This is a genomic window from Microbulbifer sp. VAAF005, assembly GCF_030012985.1.
Lineage (GTDB): Bacteria > Pseudomonadota > Gammaproteobacteria > Pseudomonadales > Cellvibrionaceae > Microbulbifer.
Window position 1 is genome coordinate 3,703,447 of sequence record NZ_CP120233.1, and the last position, 18,227, is coordinate 3,721,673.

Sequence of the window (18,227 nt, forward strand, 5' to 3'; positions counted from 1 at the left end):
ATTTATAGTCTAATCACTGTAACTGACTAAGATAGTGGCCGACTGTTTGTCTGAGGCCATAGATTGAAACTCAATGGTTAAGCCAATATTTGAGTCGGTAAAGCTATCTCCTGGCTCCTTGAGTTCTGCTACATGGTTAAAGAGTCTATTATCGAGATAATGAACGGATACTGAATTTTCCATATGAGACGATGGGTTCAGTATGTCATGGCCTACATGGTAGTTCACGTAGTAGTAGTCTTTCCCATTCTGACTACCCGCACTCTCAACTTTCAGCTGCTGGGGCAGATTTCCTGAGAGCTCTCCCGCAGTCAGCTCAATAGCTTCAATCTCCACCTCTTCTGTTCTGCCGGCGGTCTGGGTTACCGTTTGAGTATATTCGGGGAATAAATCATACCAGCCCATATACTCACGGTGACCACTGCCAAACAAGCGAGATCTCCAGGCATTCCCCATAAAGCTCCCGTCTGTTCCATATTCGCTTTCGCCACTATCGAAGGTATCCCCATCATTGTTGTCATCATTGCCAGCATGGCTCAGTCCAATATTGTGTCCAAGCTCGTGGCCCATAATCATCTGATCTGTATAGGCAGTAACGATGCTCCACCTTCCACCAACGGAAGCGACACCAGCCCCTACTAGCCCGGCACTCTTGGCCTCTGGAGGAAAAATGTAGACTCGGTGGCGCCAGTCGCTTAGGTCAATCGGATTGTTGTTGTCATCTACAAAATTGGCCTCAGCCCACTCGGTGGCATTATCCCGCCAAGTATATCCTCCATCGGTATACTCTCCACCCTGACTGGATCGGGCCGATGCATCATCAACACTTAAAGTGCCACCATTCTGGCTATCGGGAATATTGTAGCTGATGCAGTCAATGGAGCTGTCTTCATTACTATCTTCGCCATAACAGTAATGCCCCAGGGAATTGTCACTGATGAGATGACGGAGAAATTTTAGCTGTCCCAATGAATTCTTTAGATAGGTATTATCGAGGGAGTCCTCATCGTTAAATACCATATCTGCAATATCTGAGATGTCAGTAGTATCCGTCGGTGCTGCATCAGAGAAGTTCATAAAAATGAATACGATACTACTTTCGTCAGGCTCGATGGTGACAATAGAAAAAGTAACTGATTGGGTAGAGCCATCACTCAGTTGAAATGAAACGGTATCTTCTGTGGTCTCACCATTATTCAAATTATCTGCTGAGTCATTCAGGCTGTATTCCCAGTCCCCACTGCTGGATAACTCTAAATCACCGTATGAGCCGTTAATAGTTTCCTTGACGAACTCCGGTGTGTTGCCATCGACATCCTCTAAAAGGAATGTACCTGAAGCAAATTCCTTCCCTTCAACAATTAGGGTAGCCAGTGGGCTGGCGGGGTTAAAAGTGTAGGTGTCATCGTATCCAGTGATGGAAATGGATATGGTCGCTTCTGAGTTACTGAAGCCAATGCCAATACTGAACGTGTCGGTAGCTATTTCTGAGCCAGCAATGGGATCGGATAACTCACTGTCCAGAGTGTAGGTCCAGCTGCCATCGCTGGAGATTTCCAGTTCCCCGTAAGTTCCGTGAAAATTTCCAGACTCAAAGGTTTGATTGCTATTTGAGTTATCGATCAGTTGCCCTGAGACCGTGATCTCGTCATCTTCACTGACGCTGCCACTACCTCCGCTTATGCTAGAGGAACTGTCATTGTCAGAGTCGCTATTGCCATTGGAGCCTGAGTTATCACTATCAGAATCAGAGCTGCCATTATCGTTGCCAGAGTTAGATCCAGAATTATTGTCGCTGCCAACAGCAGTGTCTTCAGTACCGCTTTCATCGGAGCTTCCGCCGCCCCCACAAGCAGAAAGAAATACAGCTAAACTGATAGCTGTAAGCAACTTCAATGAATAAGTCATATCGCCTCGATAGATCCGTTATACCAAATATGATTGGTGCGGAGTATAAAGAGATGGTGATCATATTCTGTGATGGCTGGCTTGATTTTGACGTGGGCTTATTGCTGGGATAGGGCAGAACACCATCTGTCATATGATTCGATAAGGCTTATTTATACGGAAGATAAAATAGGGGAAAATTGGCGAATAATTATAGGCGATTTGTATTACTGAATATCAATTTTTTGAGCCTGTTGGCAAAATTAAGTTGATGGCGGTCAACTATTTGGTGTGAATAGTTGACCGCTCAAGAGTTATCACTCTTTAGATAGCTCACTTAGGAACTGTTTTAGATGTGTAACATTACAATCTTTTTTTCCAGTACAGTTTTCCAGTATTTGCTGTAGCTGTTGATCGTCGCTTTGCTCAGTAGCCAGTTTCAAATAATGTAGCATCTGGTTAATGTTCTGGTCGGCAGGCTCTCCCTGACTATAGGCTTCAGCAATTTTCAGTGATGCCATGCCATGCCCCCTTTTGGAAGCCTCATCGTAGAGTGACAGTGCCCGATCCAGATTGGCCTCTACACCAAGTCCCTGCTCATACATGCGAGCTTGATTAAAAAATCCATACTTTGAATTTTTGTTCGCTGCCTGCTCGAACCAATATAAGGCTTTGGAGTAGTTTTTTATATCGTTATTCTCGGAGTCCAAATATATGAGACCCAGCTTATTCATGGCAGAAGCTAATCCACTCTCTGCTGCTTGAGTATAATAATAAATTGCCTGTTCAAGGTCCTTGTATACTCCATTACCCGTTTCATAGAGTCCTGCCAGCCTTGCACTAGAATTGGCTGATCCCTCCTCAGCAGCAAGCCTATAGAGTTCTGCAGCACGAGCTGGGCTTTTTTCAACTCCATAGCCATGTTCGGCGGAGTAACCCATATTGGTAATACACTCCAGATTGCCGGCCCTTCCACAGAGTAAATACCAAGCATAGGCAATCTCAGGATTGGCGTCTGCAATAATGTCTTTGGAATTCAGTATTCCCATTTTTAATTGTGCAGGAAGGTGGTTGCGGAATGCCGCTGCTCGGTATTCCCTGATAGATTGACTGATATTAATTGGCTCGCCATGTACTCCGAATTGAGCGATACGGCCCCTTTCATAGAGTGCTGCTGGATTTCCTGCAACTGCGGCCTCATTGAGAAGTGCCATGCCCTCACTGATTTCTCTTTTCTCTTCCAATAGGTAGCTGGCATAAAAAAATTGCGCCGGGGAAAAGCCGCTATTGGAGGATTTTTGGATATGTTGCTCAAATTGATAATAGTTATTTTGCTCGAGATATCCTATGGCTTGGGTGAAGGAAGCCATTGGATAATTTTTGTTGGCGCTAGCCTGCAGGAGTTGTTTAGCACGGTTTTCGTTGATAGAGGCAAATTCTTCTGAAGCAAAGAGGGAATAGAGCTCGTACTCTGCCTGACCTTTTTTCAGGTGTTGTTCGGCACTGGATAGTAGTGAAATCGCGAGTTCTTCATCTTGCTCAATGCCCAGTCCCATATAGGCCATATAAGCGAGAAAAACTTTTGCCTCTTGCAGGCCCAAATCTGCAGCAGCAACAAATAATTGGGCACACTCGTTGATAGAAAATTTTTCAGTTTTTTCACTGAGGCACAGTCGTCCTAAACTGATGTTGGCAGAAATAGACCCCATAACTATGGCGTCAAGGTAGGCTTGCTCTGCTTGCGAGTACTGTCCCTCAGCATGGAATACAGTGCCTTCGGCGTGCCGAGCTGCGTAATCTGTAGAGGCTAGAACCTGAATTACATCCGTATAGAGCTGATCTGAAGTGCCGGCAAACGGGTACCGAATCGCGAGTAGGCGGTGTAGAAAACGGGCATTATCGAAGTAAATTTTGGATACTTGATTACCTCCGATTTCCCTCACGTTATATACGCGATAGATAGCATTGCGACTATTGGCAAACTCTATATAGCTATCGATAATTTCATAGCCGGATATGGTGAGCAGATCTTCTGCGTCTGCCCAGCTCGCTACTTCGAAAGCACTGTAGCCATATTCACCACTGCGTCCGGAAAGGATGCCCGTCGCAATAAATTCAAACAGGTTTTTGTGATAATTGGCGGCCTCCAGTTGCCCCACAGACTCATAGCATTCGGCGGCAGTGAGGTGGGGCATCAGGGACAGGATGTTGTTATTGACCACGGCCTTCCAATCCACTGCGTCACAGGCTTTTTGTCCAGACTCAATCGCAGCCATTTCTGATTGGTAGTGGTCTCTGGCAGCGATGTTATTCACTGGCTGCTGGGATTCCAGATATGCGAACCAGAAGTCCTCATAAGCGACTGTGTCCGGAGCGCTGGCTACCTGGTTGGTTAACAGCCGGATTTGGTTGTCGCCCGATTCGATCGTGGTTTGGCCGGCACAGGAGGCCAGTAAGTACATGATGGGAGCAAAGATTAGTTTTTTCATTATTTACTTCCTGATCAATGACTTAACCAGGTTTTTCATTGCCTTGCTGGTTTCCTGGGTATTGGAGTTGTCGCCTTTTGCCCAAAACTGATATTGAAGGGCTTCATCCAGTTTATCCAGCTGCTCCATATACTCGGCAATATCTGTGTTGCGAACGTGGTCTGTTTTGGATTTAAAGGCGTAGTTCACTGAGATATTGTTACCAGTATGATCAGAGGTTCTTGAGAAGGTAAACCAGGGGTTGTCAATCTGAAGTTCCTGAGATTCTTCTCGCCACAAGACTTCACCGGTAACCTTGGCTATTGCCTTGTGATGGATATCTACTGGATGCGCTAATGCGAGTGGGCTCTGGCGAATGCGCTTCTGAGGACTGGTGATATAGGACGCGATACTGGAGCCATACAGTGAGAAAATCTTCCGAGCAGAGTTCAACTCGGCAAAATCACTGATCTCATATAGCTCCGATACCTGAAGTACATTTTCACCCCGATTGTCCTGGTGCTTGATATTGGATGTAATTTCAATACCAGGGTAGTAAGTTGCCATAAAGTTTGCGTAATTACTCTTTATGTATTCAGAGTCCGCTGACTGGAAAAATTGACGCATCTGCTCCGCTTTGAGAGCGCTGTAGGTGGACTCAACAGTTAGCCCTGCGGTATTGGCACCGGCATTGATTTCAAAATTTTCGGTGACATCCAGTTGCAGAGTGCCATTGGCGGGATAAATCGTGGTTACTTGTTTTAATGCTCGGGTTCCCTTTCGAATGGGGAGTGCCAATTCATAATCAAAGAAGCCTTTGCTTTTGATATTGGAGCCCTGTCCGGAAGCGGTGCCGTCAACCCAATAATCTTGTCCATTGAGCTCAATGACGCTGATTACATGATCAAACGAACTGGGAGAGGGGATATCATTGGCAAGGTCACGCCCGCGTCCTGAAGACACCAAAGCGGGGTAAGAGCTAACCCCCAGGTGAGACAACATGGCGGTTATTAATATGGCCTTGTCTTTACAGTCGCCATAGCGCTTATCCAAAGTCTCTCTCGGCGTTCGCGGTTGGTGTGAGTTGATTCCAAACTCGATCCCAAAGTAGCGAATATCCTCCTGAACGTAGGCAATAGCCTTGCTGACCGCTCCCTCAAGGCCTTCCTCTGCGCGCCATTGATCCAATTGCCGGGTGAGTTCCTCTGGCAGGGAGAGGTCAATATCGTAGAGTGTCATTGCCCAGTCGTTTACTTCAGCCCAGCTGTTATAGCCTGAATATTGGATGTAGTTGAATGGGTCATGCCAGTGAGGATATTCCCCCTCCTGAAGTATCGGAGATACCTGCTTCAGGTCCAGTGTGTACTGGTAAGTGTCGTTATTGCGGGTAACGTTCACCGGTACTTTTTCATTGTTAAAACGGTAGTTGAGCTTGTTGTCACTGGTAATTTTTACATAGCGCCTGTCGATGGCATCCGGCCATGACAAGTAGAAAGTACCAAAATCCCCGCGTTCAAAAATAGGATTGCTTCCCTCGAGTGTATAAGCGTAGGAGATTTTGTCACCGGGTCGGATATCCTCAAGAATGTAAAGCGCATTCCACATTTCAGAGTAGAGTTTGCTGGACAGCTCCTGCTCAGACTGGAATAACTTGAAGTCCTGTTTGTCCAGGCGATCAATCACTTGATCATTGCGGGTGACGGTAATTTCGTGAACGACCAGCTGCTGGAACGCGGGGTAAAAACTAATGTTCAGTTCCGATACCTGTTTAACCCCTTGCTGATTGAGGGGCTCCATCACCAACTGAAAATAGTATTGGTGTTGTTCGTTCGTATGGGATATCTGGGAGTTACTCAGGTGATACCTAACACTGCCTTCGGGTGCAGTGACACTACTCGAGAGGTCGACGGCATCCACCCAAGTGGGTGTTGGGGCTATGTTAATTTCAGGGGTAGCCTGGGCCAGCGACACAGCAAATAAGAGAGTCACAGCCAGAATTTGGCCGAAGGAACGATATTTCAAAATGAGCCTCGATTGTTATCTACAGCCTATACCGGCGGAGACAGAATAGATCTTGGGTGGGGAGTAAGCAGAAGGGGCACGCAGGGCACCCTACGATTGATTCGCTCCTGTTGAACCCTGGATCTTTCCCTATAGGGCAGTGCCTGTTGCCGCTTGGTGTTGGGATCGTTTAGTGAACAGCCGGTAATATACCCCAATGGCTATGGGCTGAGTATCGGATGGGTATGACCGCTGGCGTTTTGAATAAGTTTTTCGGCGGTTCAAATTGATGAAGGCAGGGATTGATGTGTCCAGGCGATAAAATGGTCAAAAAATAACCGAATCTTGAAGGTGGGAGGCCACCCAGCTTGTAAGCTGAGTGACCTGAGATCTGCTTATTGGGTTTGCTCCTGAACGGGCATTTCTTCGAGCTTAGCCTTTATCTCTTTCAGCTTTTCCTTAACTCGGGCTGCATTGTCGGGGCCCATGCGGATCATCAGCTTTTGTATTCCAGGGAGTTTTTCCAGTTTTGGATCGGCAAATTTGTAATACACCGATGGGCGTATCAATTGAATAGGGCCTTCAACATCTGGCGCTGCCAGTACATTGTCGATTGCTCCAATCACCACCTGGTGGAATGACTTGTTGCGAATCCCCAGCTCGCCATAGGCCTGAGCTAAACGGGGGTACCAGTACTGATACAAAGTAATGATGGCATCAGTGTTAGCCAGTGCGAACAATCGTACTGGTTGGTCGTAACGGCGATAGTTCTCCGGGGACAGCTGGTAGCCTTCAGCGGATGACCCGGTAACGGTGATGGGGCCGCGAATGGTTTTCAGCGGGCGATGCTTGTGAATCAGCTCACCACGGGATGCTGCGTTGGCAGCGGCCACCCATTTACGTATTACTTCGTCGGGTACCAGCCAGCGGGACAGGGCGCCGTCGGGTGCCAAGGACATTAACTCGTCATATGCGGCCTTGTCGCTCTCGTTCAGGGGGAGGCGGCTCTCTGCCGGGCTCCTCTTCAATGACCGGCTCCTCGGGCGGCTGGGCTGGTTCCTGGCTCTCAGGTTGTGCCAGGGCCTCTGGCTCGGGAGCAGTTTGGGGTTCTTCAACAACACCGATGGTGGGAATTTCTTTTTCTTTTCCTCGCCGGTCCAGAGCCAATAGGCTGCTGCAGCGACAACGACCACCACAATAATGCCGATGATCCACCCTTGCCTAGATTGTTGTTCCGACATTCCCTGCCTCCTTTGACTGCTAACAGAATGTGACGCTTGGACCACGACAAAGCGCTGCGGTTTCTCGCGGTCTGCTGGTTTTACATTACTCTGCAAAAGCGCCGCTCGCAAAATAGTTTTACTATGGGGTAATTGCACAACCTTATTGCCGGTCTTATACCCTGCGCAGCACCTACGCCCCCGCGCGGGAGGATGTTTGATTTACTGGGCCTATTAGAGTGGTCTGGGGAGCTTCTGAACAATTCTGAGCGGCGAATAAAAGAGAGAACAATGGGAAAATTCACCAGCTTATTGATTGGCCTGATGCTGGGTGGTGTACAAGCTGCCTTGGCTGCAGAGCCGGTAGACCCTTTTTGGCGCAATGCGACAGTCTATTTTATGTTGCCGGACCGTTTTAATAACGGCGATAGCAGCAATGATTTCCCCTACGGCCGCAAAGACGATGCAGCATACCTGCGCGGTTTTGAGGGAGGGGATCTGCGCGGTGTTATCGAGAAAATTGAAGCCGGGTATTTTAATGATCTCGGGGTCGATGCTATCTGGATGGCCCCGGTGATTGAGAACATCCATGGCTACAATGAGTCCGATAAACACACCTACGCTTTCCATGGCTACTGGCCTAAGGACTGGACTGCCGTAGATGCCAACTTTGGCACCGAAGCAGAACTGGCAGAATTGATTGAGGTAGCTCACAGCCAGGGGATTCGCGTATTGCTGGATGTAATTCTCAATCACACCGGGCCAGTCACTGAACAGGATTCCAGATGGCCCTCGAGTTGGCTGCGGAATAGCCAGCAATGCGATTGGTCTGACTATGCCGGCAACGTTGAATGTGCAATTCACGCGAATTTGACGGATATCCTCACGGAGAGTGAGAAAGATGTCGAATTGCCGCCGCAACTGGTGGCAAAGTGGAAAAAAGAAGGCCGCCTGCAGCAAGAGCAGCGCGAGCTGGATGCCTTTTTCGAGCGCACTGGCTATCCCCGTGCCCCCAAATATTACCTGATCAAGTGGTTAACCGACTGGGTGCGTGAATACGGTGTCGATGGCTTTCGTGTGGACACCGTTAAACACGTAGAGCCACAAGCCTGGGCAATACTGAAAAAGGAAGCGGACTTAGCCCTGGCGGAGTGGAAGGCTGAGAACCCGAAGAAGAAATTGGATGATCGCAATTTCTTTATGGTGGGTGAAGTTTACCATTTTGGCGTTAACAACTTCGGTCCCAGTGTTGGTCGTTCCTACGATTATAGCGACCGGAAAGTGGACTTTTATCAGTACGGTTTTGACAGCCTGATTAACTTCGACTTTGCCCAGGTTGTGGGCCGGCCAGCGGAGGATATTTTCTCCAGCTATTCTTCCGCCTTGAACAGTGGCGAACTAAAAGGGTTCGGTGTCCTAAATTATCTAGGCTCCCACGATGACCATCACTCATTTGACCGCGAGCGTCAGCACACACTGAATGCCGCAAGTAAACTGATGTTGGCGCCCGGTGCAGTGCAGATATATTACGGTGATGAACTGGCGCGCCCCATGATTGATGATCGCGCATTCGGCGACGCCTCTATGCGCACCAATATGAACTGGGATGACTTGGAAAAGCCGGAAACCCGTGCATTGCTGGCTCATTGGCAGAAGCTGGGGCAGTTTCGTCGATCGCACCCGGCAGTTGGAGCTGGTGTACACCAGAAGCTGGAGGATAAGCCTTATACATTCTCCCGCACCTTATCTGGTGAGCAGCCGGTAGTTGTGGCGATGGAACTGTCTGCGGGTGAGAAGAGCGTATCAGTTAAAGGTGTGTTTGCCGATGGTATCGAACTGACCGATTACTACTCGGGCAAGCGAGCCAAAGTTGAGGATGGCAGGGTGACTTTTGATACCGAGGGAACTGTGCTACTGCTATCTGCTAAATTGCAGTAAATCCAAAAAAGAAAGCCCCGGCAGATAGCACTGCTGGGGCTGTCAGCATCCTTGAAAATGGGATGACTTAATCGTTGTTCATTGTTGTTGTGGTGAACTGGTTACATACCATCACATCAACATCTAACTGGCCAATTACACGCTCGGCAGTATTGCCACGCAGGAATGAACCGGTCTCGCCGTACTGATTCATAGTTCCCATCACGACCAGATCTGCATCGATCTCACGGGCCACCTCCTCAACAACATCACTGGTATAGCCGCGCTTTACGTGAATGCGATGGGTGGGGACACCGGTTTTATCGGCAAGCTTGGCCAAAGCACCGCGATCTGGGTAGAGCATAGAATCCAGGAAGGCGTTTACGAGGTGTAGCTCTGCTCCGTAATGACCTGCGATATAGGTCGCGCGTTCGCTGATCTGGCGATTGAGCTCGCGCTGTTCGAGGGTTTTTGCCTGGTAGTTAACGGTAGCCAATACAACTTTGCGCTCGTCCTTGGCGCCGGGGCGAATCAATACCACTGGGCAGCGCGCTGTTTTCAGGACTCGCCACTTGGACTCGGCGAAGGTAAAGCGACGGCTGTTCTTCGCGTGTACTGGTAGGTAGATCATTTCTGCGTTGCAACGCTTTGATTCCTGCACGATGGCCGCCTGCCAATCACTGGACCAGCAAACAGTGATCTCACAGGAAAGACCAGCTTCTGAGATGGGTTCACGAATTTGTTCACGGAACCACGACTCATCGCGAAATAGGTGGTCGTTTACCGCACGGGTATCCACCGCTTCACCATCAACTGCGACGAATACAGCCAGTCGCGGCTGAGGATTGCGTCCACGTGAAGTAATCAGGGCTCGCTCCAGAGCTACTGCTTCTCATCGTTAGGGTCCACTACAACGAATACGGTGCTTTGCTGCTCCATTTTTTCTCCTCAACTAAGCGTGTTACTGGCCAGTGCGACCTGCAGTTGACCAAGAGGTCTAATCTATCATGATGGGGTGGTCAGCCCGAGTACCTGACTGTCCCATTTGTCGAATTTGGCGCCTATCTCATCGAATAATTTTGTTGCGCATAATGGCGAAGTTGGGGGTGGGGGTATTGAGGTAGATCAAGTTTATAGGTAGCGCGTGCAAGCCCTACTAGAACCAAAATGCGGGTGACCAGAATTCAAAATGTATTCTTGCCTGGTAGCGTTATTGAGAGCTGGTTGGAGTATGTTGGGATTGGAATTACTTAGAGAGTGGGGGGCTAACTACAACACCATAAGTAACTATCGGCTACAGGCTCTTTGAGTTAAGCCGTGATCGGTTCTTTTAGTCTTTCCCAAAGAAACTTACTCGGTGAAGAGGGAGCGCGCACTATACGCGCGTCCCTAGTGCTCAATTCGTAAGGTTTAGACTTCCCGATACTGGTCAATGAGCGCTTTGATATTTTTCTTAAGTACAGCGCCAATATCTCCACCTGCACCGCCCACGGACAGATCACTATCGGCGTGAGCCTTGTATTTAACATCACCGGTTTCGGAGTCCTTAACAGTCAGGACAGAGTCAACGCCTCCCTTTCCTGCGCCAAAGCCAACAGCCCAGCGCAATGCGCGATTTCCGTATTGAACCTTCACATCAAGATCAACGAGCAAAGTCTTGCCTTCAGCTTCATCTAAGGAATTGACGAGTTGATAATCGCTCTCTCTGGCAAATTCCTCGAGTTCACTGCGGGTATGGAGCTCCCAACTTTTCATTTTTTCCTGTAGGGCACTATTGTTTTTGGCTGCACTTTCATTTGAGTACACCCTTACATCTTGTATTAATATATTTTTATAGTCTTCAAAACTTTGCGCTTGAACGTCTGTTTTTACGTGTGCGACACCACATCCGTATAAAGCTGAAAGTGTAACTGCAAGGCAAAACACCTTTATCCCTTTGAAAAATTTCATCCTTTTCCCCTTAATTTGAATATAAAAGCTGAAGCTTCACAGTAGGGATCGAGCCCTAGCTGTCTATTTCAGTTACCGGCTGAGCGGTTTTATAGTTAGTGCAGATGGAATGAACTACATGTTCACTGCCCGGTAAGTTTACAAGGAAAATACATTACTTTCTCTACTGATAAGGTGAGATCACACTTGAATGAAGCTATGGTGCCAAGTTGTAAGGCAATTTCCTTCAGATACACTATGCCAAAACTTGAGCCTGCAGTCTGAGGAACTAATCAAAATTGTCTACCGCAATAGCTTAGATGCATAGCAGGTTTTGTATGGCAGATTGCCACATCTGCTGTAGGAGGTAGGTAGATAAACTAAGTGATTTGGGTGTTTAAGTGACAAATTGAAGTGTTTTTAGAAAGGTTCTATGTTTAACGCCCGCCCCTCTTGCTAGCGACTTGTCCAAGGTTCGATGTATATTTCGTAGTATTTGAACTTTTTATAAAAATCTCATATGACGCTTTGCGAAGGGATAAAATGTGAAACACTTTATCCACTTGCATAATTTTTTATGGATTATTTAGAAAATACGTAAATCATACGATTACTCGAGCCATCACCACCAACAGAGGTTGCCGTCCAGCCCTCTTGTGCTACTTGAGAATAAGTTAAGGATCTTATATCTGAGGGGGCAGATTGTTGAGCGCAGTCATATGAACTGCCATCAATTGGCCATGTATAATGTACAACGCATATTAATTGATCTGTTACAGTTGTTAAAGTAACTGCTTCCAATGCATTAATCCTCAAGTCTTGAGAATTACTTTCTTTTATAGCCTCAGTTAGACTGGATTCCGCTAAACTTATTCTTGAATCTTGTGAATTACTCTCTACCACTAAAGTTGAGAAGTTCTCATTTACTTCTGCGGCAACGGCCTTAGTTCCCGAAGAAAAGGTATGTGGTAACTCAATTTGACCAGCATTCGCATTTAATGAGCAAAGAGAAAGTATCACTGCTGCATATTTAATAAATTTCATATTTAGTCCCAATTATTTTCATTCCAATTACTTTCGTCCCAGATTGCTTGCTCTGCATCGCTATTGGAGGAGTTTCCTTCACTTGATCCGCTACAGCCCGATATGGTTAATGTAAGCATCGCAAAAATAAAATATTTCAGATTCACCTCCTTATTGCTCTTTCATGGTATTTATAGAATATTCATCCTAGCTACTATTATCCTGATTGTTATCTTTGATGCAAGAGTGTGTTAGCCTGCGGGAAATACTATATAAGTCATATGATAATACCTACGTGGTATCATCGTTCAGGTTAAAGAGATGATTATTATGACCGCCATCTTGAAAAAATATCTGATTCGTAACTTACTGTCATTGGTAGCATTCCGAGCGCATACACTCTTCTTGCCTAAATAACGTTCTATAGGCTCTACTTTAATTAAAAGAGACATGCTGAAGTGATGAGTAAAGATAAGATAAATAGTTGGTTCACACATTTGCGGCTAAACGGTCATTCTCGATCAACGCTAAAAAATGGTTTGAATCCAGTAGTAGTTTAATAAAATAATTTTTGGAAGTTGACTAGGGAAGACATGGTCTTGGAAATGTCTGCTTCCCATACGGGTTATCGGCAGTTTTTTCATATGAAGAAGCGGCAGGTGTTTTGAATCAATTAGATATCCATGTGAAGTTTTTGAATTCATTGATGAATGGAGGGAGATTGAGACTTAGGATGAAGACCATCGATTTTTTTAAGCTGTGCATATTTATAAGGGAATTTAAGGGGGATAAATGAAGGATGGTCCAGTTGCTCTATTTTCTTGTTTAGCTTTAACCTGCGTAAATTGTGTATGTACTTTGTTCTTGTCCAGAGAAATAAAAATTGCTAGTTGAAATTTAAAGGGGCCTTAAATGATGCATCAAGTTGTTGAACTGTTGTCCGGACAGCTAAACTTGAAGCCGCTTTACGATTATGCGAGACAGCATAGTGGTGAGTATCCGGCTAATGGTAATGACTCGATTGCGAAGGAATACACAGGGTAAGTACATAAATTTTTAGAAAATTTACCCGAATGTAGCGGAGTATACTTATTGGGTTGTTATGATCCCAAAGGTAGTTGGAAAACTATTTATATTGGCAAAACGGACTCAGCAAAAAAAACTGCTGGATTATGCTTTACAACGTTATGCCAACCTAGGTCCCAAGTCTGCCGCCCACTATAAGTGGGCCATGAAAAAGAGTGGTACCACTCATATCTACTGGGCTGAAACTGCAGCAGGTCAAACCTCGGAGGAAGTGGAAACTAGTTAATTAAACTGATGAACCCTAGCGGTAATCAGCGAAAGATATTAACGAAATCTCTTTATAGGAAGGGAACGCTTAGTATATTGGAGGTATTTGGTCAACTAATCAGTGACCAGCGCTCAGCGATCAAATCCGGTTCAGGGCATAACGAAAACACAGTAGCAATTACACCACATCAGCGCTTCAAGGTTGACTAATTGCAGATGCCGTGGGAAATACCTTGGGGACTCCGGTGGAGTTTATGCGTGCGGAGGATATCAGGAGGAAATTTGGTTGGACCACAGGGGCTTAGCGATCTTGCACCGGTTTATGGGCGTGTGGGGGCAATTACAGACGATACCCAAATGACACTATTTGCTGCGGAGGGATTACTGCGTGCCTTTGTTCGGAGTGTTAGTAGGGGAATTTGTAATGAGGAAAAGACAGTCACAAAAGCTTATCTACGTTGGTTGCACACTCAGTCTGGTGCTCTCGTTAATCGCCCTGATATTGTGAATGGAAGTTACTTGTTGGGTTTATCACAATTACACCACTGCTGGGCTCCGGACACTACATGTTTACAGGCTCTCAATGCCTATGCCACCTGAATTCGGGCAGATAATAATAGTAAAGGGTGTGGTGGGTTAAAGAGGATTGCACCGGTAGCCCAGTACCCGTGGCGTTGGAATGGTGCACATAATATTGAGAGAGCATTTAAGCGGGATGCTGATTTTTCTTCTATTACCCATGGTCATGCCACTGGCCAACTTACTGCTGGTGTACTCGCTGTTGTTATTTTGATGTTGTTAGATGGGCAGTCTTTACGTGCGGGCATTGCTCTAGCTAAAGCGAGGTTGTGTAAACATCCAAATCACATGGAAACGCTAACAGCTCACAGGTGGGTTGAAGAGGCTCTTGCTATTTCAGTCTACTGTGCCCTTAAAGCTCCAAGCCTCAAAGAAATGTTGCTGATGGCTGTTAATCACGATGGTGATTCAGATTCTACCGGGGCTATTACTGGAAACCTAGTCAGCGCGAATTAGGGTATTGGTGCAATTCCTGCAAACTGGCTTGCTTAACTTGAGCTATCTGATGACATATCAGAAATAGCTCAAGATCTACTAGAGTTTCGAGATCGGCCTGTAAATGAATTTGATGAACACTGTGATTATGCCCATGCAATAACTAAGAAATATCCGGGGTAATAATTTCTAACTATCAAAAGTCATTGCTAAGAAGTGCTCACATACCGTCATTATTTCAAGCATTCAAAGCTAATTTTGTAAGTACTTCTGTTTTCCCATCTGTTTAAATTTTGGTCTTAAAAACCAAATTATCTTCGCTATTTAGACCCGTAGCACAAATATCTACTACGCCCCCTACAGGGAGGATGTGCTCTTAAGCACTGATTATTAGCCTTCCAAAAGCCCGAATAGTTGTAATTTCGGGTCTGCAGTAGCACAGGAGGTGCATATTACCGTTGCTGTTCGGTATCTGTTCACATACTACCGGTTTATTGATGCCTTTGGTGGTCTGTGGATATCTCAGGATGAGTGATCAATTGGCCGGGTATAGCAATCCAGCGGTTTAGATACTGTGTCGTTGGGATTCCCAAATACCGGGCTTGAATTGCAAAAAATAATAAATGGTCACCTGTGATGATAAGCCTGAACTTTTCTTCGCCGCTTGCGGTACTTCCCCCAAATTCTTTTCTTGAGCTAATGCCTATTGGTTGTGTCGCCTTAGGAGAATATTTCTAGCTCCTACCGTGGGGCGAACGTAACCCAAGTATCTGCAAATGCCTGGGAAAAGGCGTGCTTATAGGTTGATTCTACTTATGTAGAAATGGAGAGTCATTAATCATTGGTAAGCAATTGCCTCTGGGGTTCTCCTTATACAAAAAAGATAACGACTACAGATGAGAGAAAAAGGAAAGCTAAAATGAAAAAACAATTTCCACTAAAAGGGCTTCTGGGAGGCGCGAGTATCGTACTCGGAGCCATGTCCAGTACCCATGCCAGCGCAGGCACAGCCTTTGTACACCTGTTTGAATGGAGCTGGAATGATATCGCCAGCGAATGTGAGGAGTTCCTGGGGCCGAAAGGATTTGATGCGGTACAGATTTCACCGCCCCAAGAGCATGTCAGCCATTCTACCTGGTGGGCGCGTTACCAGCCGGTAACTTACTCTAACCTGACCAGTCGCAGCGGTACCGAGGAGGAGCTGCAGAGTATGATCGACCGCTGTAATGCAGCGGGTGTTAAGGTTTATGCAGATGCTGTGATTAACCACACGGCAGCCTGGAATGGCGGTGGTACGGGTTGGGGCGGTACTGAGTGGACACTATTGAATCACCCGGAATTTTCCTCCTGGGATTACCACTCCGAGTGCACGGTCGATAACTACAGTGATGCCGATAATGTCTGGGATTGTCGCTTGGTTGGACTGCCAGACTTGGATACAGCTTCCAGCTATGTACAGCAGACCCTGGCTGATTACCTGAATAAATTGCAGGATATGGGTATTGCCGGTTTCCGCGTAGATGCGGTTAAGCACATGTCTCCCAGTGATATGTACGGCATCATGAGTAAAGCCGGCAATCCGTGGATATTTTCTGAAGTTATCGGTGCAGACGGCGAAGCCTCTGAAATCCAGCCATCGAATTATACATTCCTGGGCCGTGTGACTGAATTCAAGTACGGCACTGATGTGGCAAGTAATTTTAACGGCCAAATTAAAAACCTCGCTAGTATCGGTGAGAGTTGGGGACTTTTATCTTCCAGCGATGCAGTTCACTTTATCGATAACCACGATCGTGAACGAGGCCACGGTGGCGGCGGTAACCTGACCTATCACGATGGCTACAAGTACAACCTGGCCAACGTGTTTATGTTGGCACACCCCTATGGCTATCCGAAGGTAATGTCGGGTTATGACTTTACCGATACGGATATAGGTCCCCCCAGCACTGGACCGGAGAGTTGTGAAAACAATGAATGGGTATGTCAGCACCGATGGGGCAATATTGCCAATATGGTGGGATTCCGTAACTACACCGATGGCACCAGTATGGAAAATTGGTGGGATAACGGAGATAACCAGATTGCCTTTGGACGTGGTGATAAAGGCTATGTCGTTATCAATAACGAGGGTAATTCTTTCAGCCAGACACTGTATACAGGCCTTCCTGCAGGGGACTACTGCAATGTCCTGGCGGGAGATGATGAGTGCAGTGGCGATGTTATTTCCGTAGGCAGCAATGGTTATGCCACCTTCAATGTCGCAGCTTATTCCGCTGCTGCCATTCACGGTGGGCAGCTATCAGGTTCCTGTGGTGAAGAATGTTCTGGGACGGGTTTCCCCAGCCTTTATTTCCGTGGCACAGCTAATAATTGGGAAGCAACAGCTTTTGAATTGGTAGCAGATAATACCTGGCAATTGGTGGTTAATTTTGATGGCCAGGCAGACCAACGCTTTAAGTTGGATATCTATGGTAACTGGGCCGAAAATTACGGTGACGATGGTGCTGATGGCACGCTGGATCAAACCGGAGCAGACATTTATACCTCAGTAACCGGTAGCTACCTTATTGAAGTAAATGATGAGACCCTGGCCTATTCGATCACCGAGGTCTCTTCCCAGCAGGCACCCACTGCAATTGTGACCCCAGTATCCAGCACAGTAGAGGTCAATCAGAGTGTCACCCTGGATGCCAGCAGCTCTACTGATAGCGACGGTAGTGTGATTTCCTATAGCTGGAGCAGTGGTGGTAGTTCTTCCTCGAAAACTTTGAGCTTCGCCAGTGCGGGCACTTATACCGAGACAGTCACTGTTACTGACAACGATGGCTTAACCGATAGTGCTACGGCAACCATTACCGTGACTGATCCCAATGCTGGTTATGCTCAAAACTTTACGGCATTAAATTTCCGCGGTACGCCCAATAGCTGGGGCACTCAGGCGATGACCCTGGTTGCAGATAATACCTGGCGTGCCACTGTGGTGTTTGATGGCAGCAGTAACCAGCGCTTTAAGTTTGATGTTAGCAGTGACTGGGTTGAAAACTATGGGGATAACAATGCGGATGGCTCTCTGGAGCAGGGTGGGGATGATATCTACACCGATGTATCAGGGACTTATATTGTTGAGGTTAATGATGAAACTTTGAGCTACAGCCTGACCTGTGCAGACTGTGGTAGTTACACATCTAACTTTTCTTCCCTTTATTTCCGTGGCACACCAAATAGTTGGGATGCTGACGCTATGGAATTAGTTGCCGACAATACCTGGGAAATCCAGGTAAATTTTGATGGTCAATCGCAGCAGCGTTTCAAGTTCGATGTTAATGCTGACTGGAGTGAAAACTACGGCGATAGCGACTCCGATGGTGACTTGGAGCAGGGTGGGTCTGATATCTACACTTCTGTAAGCGGAAGCTACAAGGTGCAGGTGAATGATCAAACCATGATTTATAGTGTGGTTGCACTGTAATTGATA

General features: G+C 46.7%; 10 protein-coding genes and 1 pseudogene. 4 read left to right on the top strand and 7 right to left on the bottom strand.

All coding sequences use genetic code 11. The features are described 5' to 3' along the window. Positions 1–9 precede the first annotated feature (9 nt). The 4 genes from P0078_RS16700 to P0078_RS16715 all read right to left on the bottom strand — a co-directional run bounded on the left by P0078_RS16700 (position 10) and on the right by P0078_RS16715 (position 7,597). Complete coding sequence (locus tag P0078_RS16700; protein WP_282931056.1) at positions 10–1,908, bottom strand: VCBS domain-containing protein; 1,899 nt, start codon at positions 1,906–1,908, stop codon at positions 10–12. Between the two features lie 296 nt (positions 1,909–2,204). Continuing rightward, positions 2,205–4,376, bottom strand: coding sequence for a tetratricopeptide repeat protein (locus tag P0078_RS16705; RefSeq protein WP_282931057.1), 2,172 nt, complete (start codon positions 4,374–4,376; stop codon positions 2,205–2,207). A 3-nt stretch (positions 4,377–4,379) separates the two neighbouring features. Further along, a complete protein-coding gene (locus tag P0078_RS16710; protein WP_282931058.1) occupies positions 4,380–6,377 on the bottom strand; it encodes a DUF3857 domain-containing transglutaminase family protein in 1,998 nt (665 codons plus the stop codon). A gap of 374 nt (positions 6,378–6,751) precedes the next feature. Beyond that, the gene (locus P0078_RS16715) at positions 6,752–7,597 is read right to left on the bottom strand and encodes a DUF3014 domain-containing protein (RefSeq protein WP_282931059.1); all 846 of its coding nucleotides are present in this window, start codon (positions 7,595–7,597) and stop codon (positions 6,752–6,754) included. A 270-nt stretch (positions 7,598–7,867) separates the two neighbouring features. Between P0078_RS16715 and P0078_RS16720 the strand changes: the two genes are divergently transcribed. Beyond that, entirely contained in the window at positions 7,868–9,514 is a 1,647-nt protein-coding gene (locus tag P0078_RS16720; protein WP_282931060.1) for an alpha-amylase family glycosyl hydrolase, read from the top strand. 67 nt (positions 9,515–9,581) lie between these two features. On the opposite strand, the gene P0078_RS16725 is transcribed toward P0078_RS16720, so the two are convergent. From P0078_RS16725 to P0078_RS16735, 3 genes are all read right to left on the bottom strand, one after another. Next, positions 9,582–10,373 (bottom strand): universal stress protein, encoded by a 792-nt coding sequence (locus tag P0078_RS16725; protein WP_353057082.1) that lies wholly within the window; start codon positions 10,371–10,373, stop codon positions 9,582–9,584. 530 nt (positions 10,374–10,903) lie between these two features. Beyond that, entirely contained in the window at positions 10,904–11,443 is a 540-nt protein-coding gene (locus tag P0078_RS16730) for a hypothetical protein (protein WP_282931061.1), read from the bottom strand. A gap of 561 nt (positions 11,444–12,004) precedes the next feature. Continuing rightward, complete coding sequence (locus P0078_RS16735) at positions 12,005–12,466, bottom strand: hypothetical protein (protein ID WP_282931062.1); 462 nt, start codon at positions 12,464–12,466, stop codon at positions 12,005–12,007. A 1,114-nt stretch (positions 12,467–13,580) separates the two neighbouring features. Here P0078_RS16735 and P0078_RS16740 point away from each other — a divergent pair. The 3 genes and pseudogenes from P0078_RS16740 to P0078_RS16750 all read left to right on the top strand — a co-directional run bounded on the left by P0078_RS16740 (position 13,581) and on the right by P0078_RS16750 (position 18,221). Next, positions 13,581–13,757, top strand: coding sequence for a hypothetical protein (locus P0078_RS16740; RefSeq protein WP_282931063.1), 177 nt, complete (start codon positions 13,581–13,583; stop codon positions 13,755–13,757). Positions 13,758–13,996: 239 nt separating this feature from the next. Beyond that, positions 13,997–14,773 (top strand): annotated as a pseudogene (locus P0078_RS16745) (ADP-ribosylglycohydrolase family protein). An 898-nt stretch (positions 14,774–15,671) separates the two neighbouring features. Further along, a complete protein-coding gene (locus tag P0078_RS16750; protein ID WP_282931064.1) occupies positions 15,672–18,221 on the top strand; it encodes an alpha amylase C-terminal domain-containing protein in 2,550 nt (849 codons plus the stop codon). The last annotated feature ends 6 nt before the right edge of the window (positions 18,222–18,227 follow it).

Excerpts from the sequence above, each read along its gene's own strand:
- P0078_RS16735 (WP_282931062.1), bottom strand. The coding sequence starts at position 12,466 with ATGAAATTTATTAAATATGCAGCAGTGATACTTTCTCTTTGCTCATTA.
- P0078_RS16700 (WP_282931056.1), bottom strand. The coding sequence starts at position 1,908 with ATGACTTATTCATTGAAGTTGCTTACAGCTATCAGTTTAGCTGTATTT.
- P0078_RS16750 (WP_282931064.1), top strand. The coding sequence starts at position 15,672 with ATGAAAAAACAATTTCCACTAAAAGGGCTTCTGGGAGGCGCGAGTATC.
- P0078_RS16730 (WP_282931061.1), bottom strand. The coding sequence starts at position 11,443 with ATGAAATTTTTCAAAGGGATAAAGGTGTTTTGCCTTGCAGTTACACTT.
- P0078_RS16720 (WP_282931060.1), top strand. The coding sequence starts at position 7,868 with ATGGGAAAATTCACCAGCTTATTGATTGGCCTGATGCTGGGTGGTGTA.
- P0078_RS16705 (WP_282931057.1), bottom strand. The coding sequence starts at position 4,376 with ATGAAAAAACTAATCTTTGCTCCCATCATGTACTTACTGGCCTCCTGT.
- P0078_RS16715 (WP_282931059.1), bottom strand. The coding sequence starts at position 7,597 with ATGTCGGAACAACAATCTAGGCAAGGGTGGATCATCGGCATTATTGTG.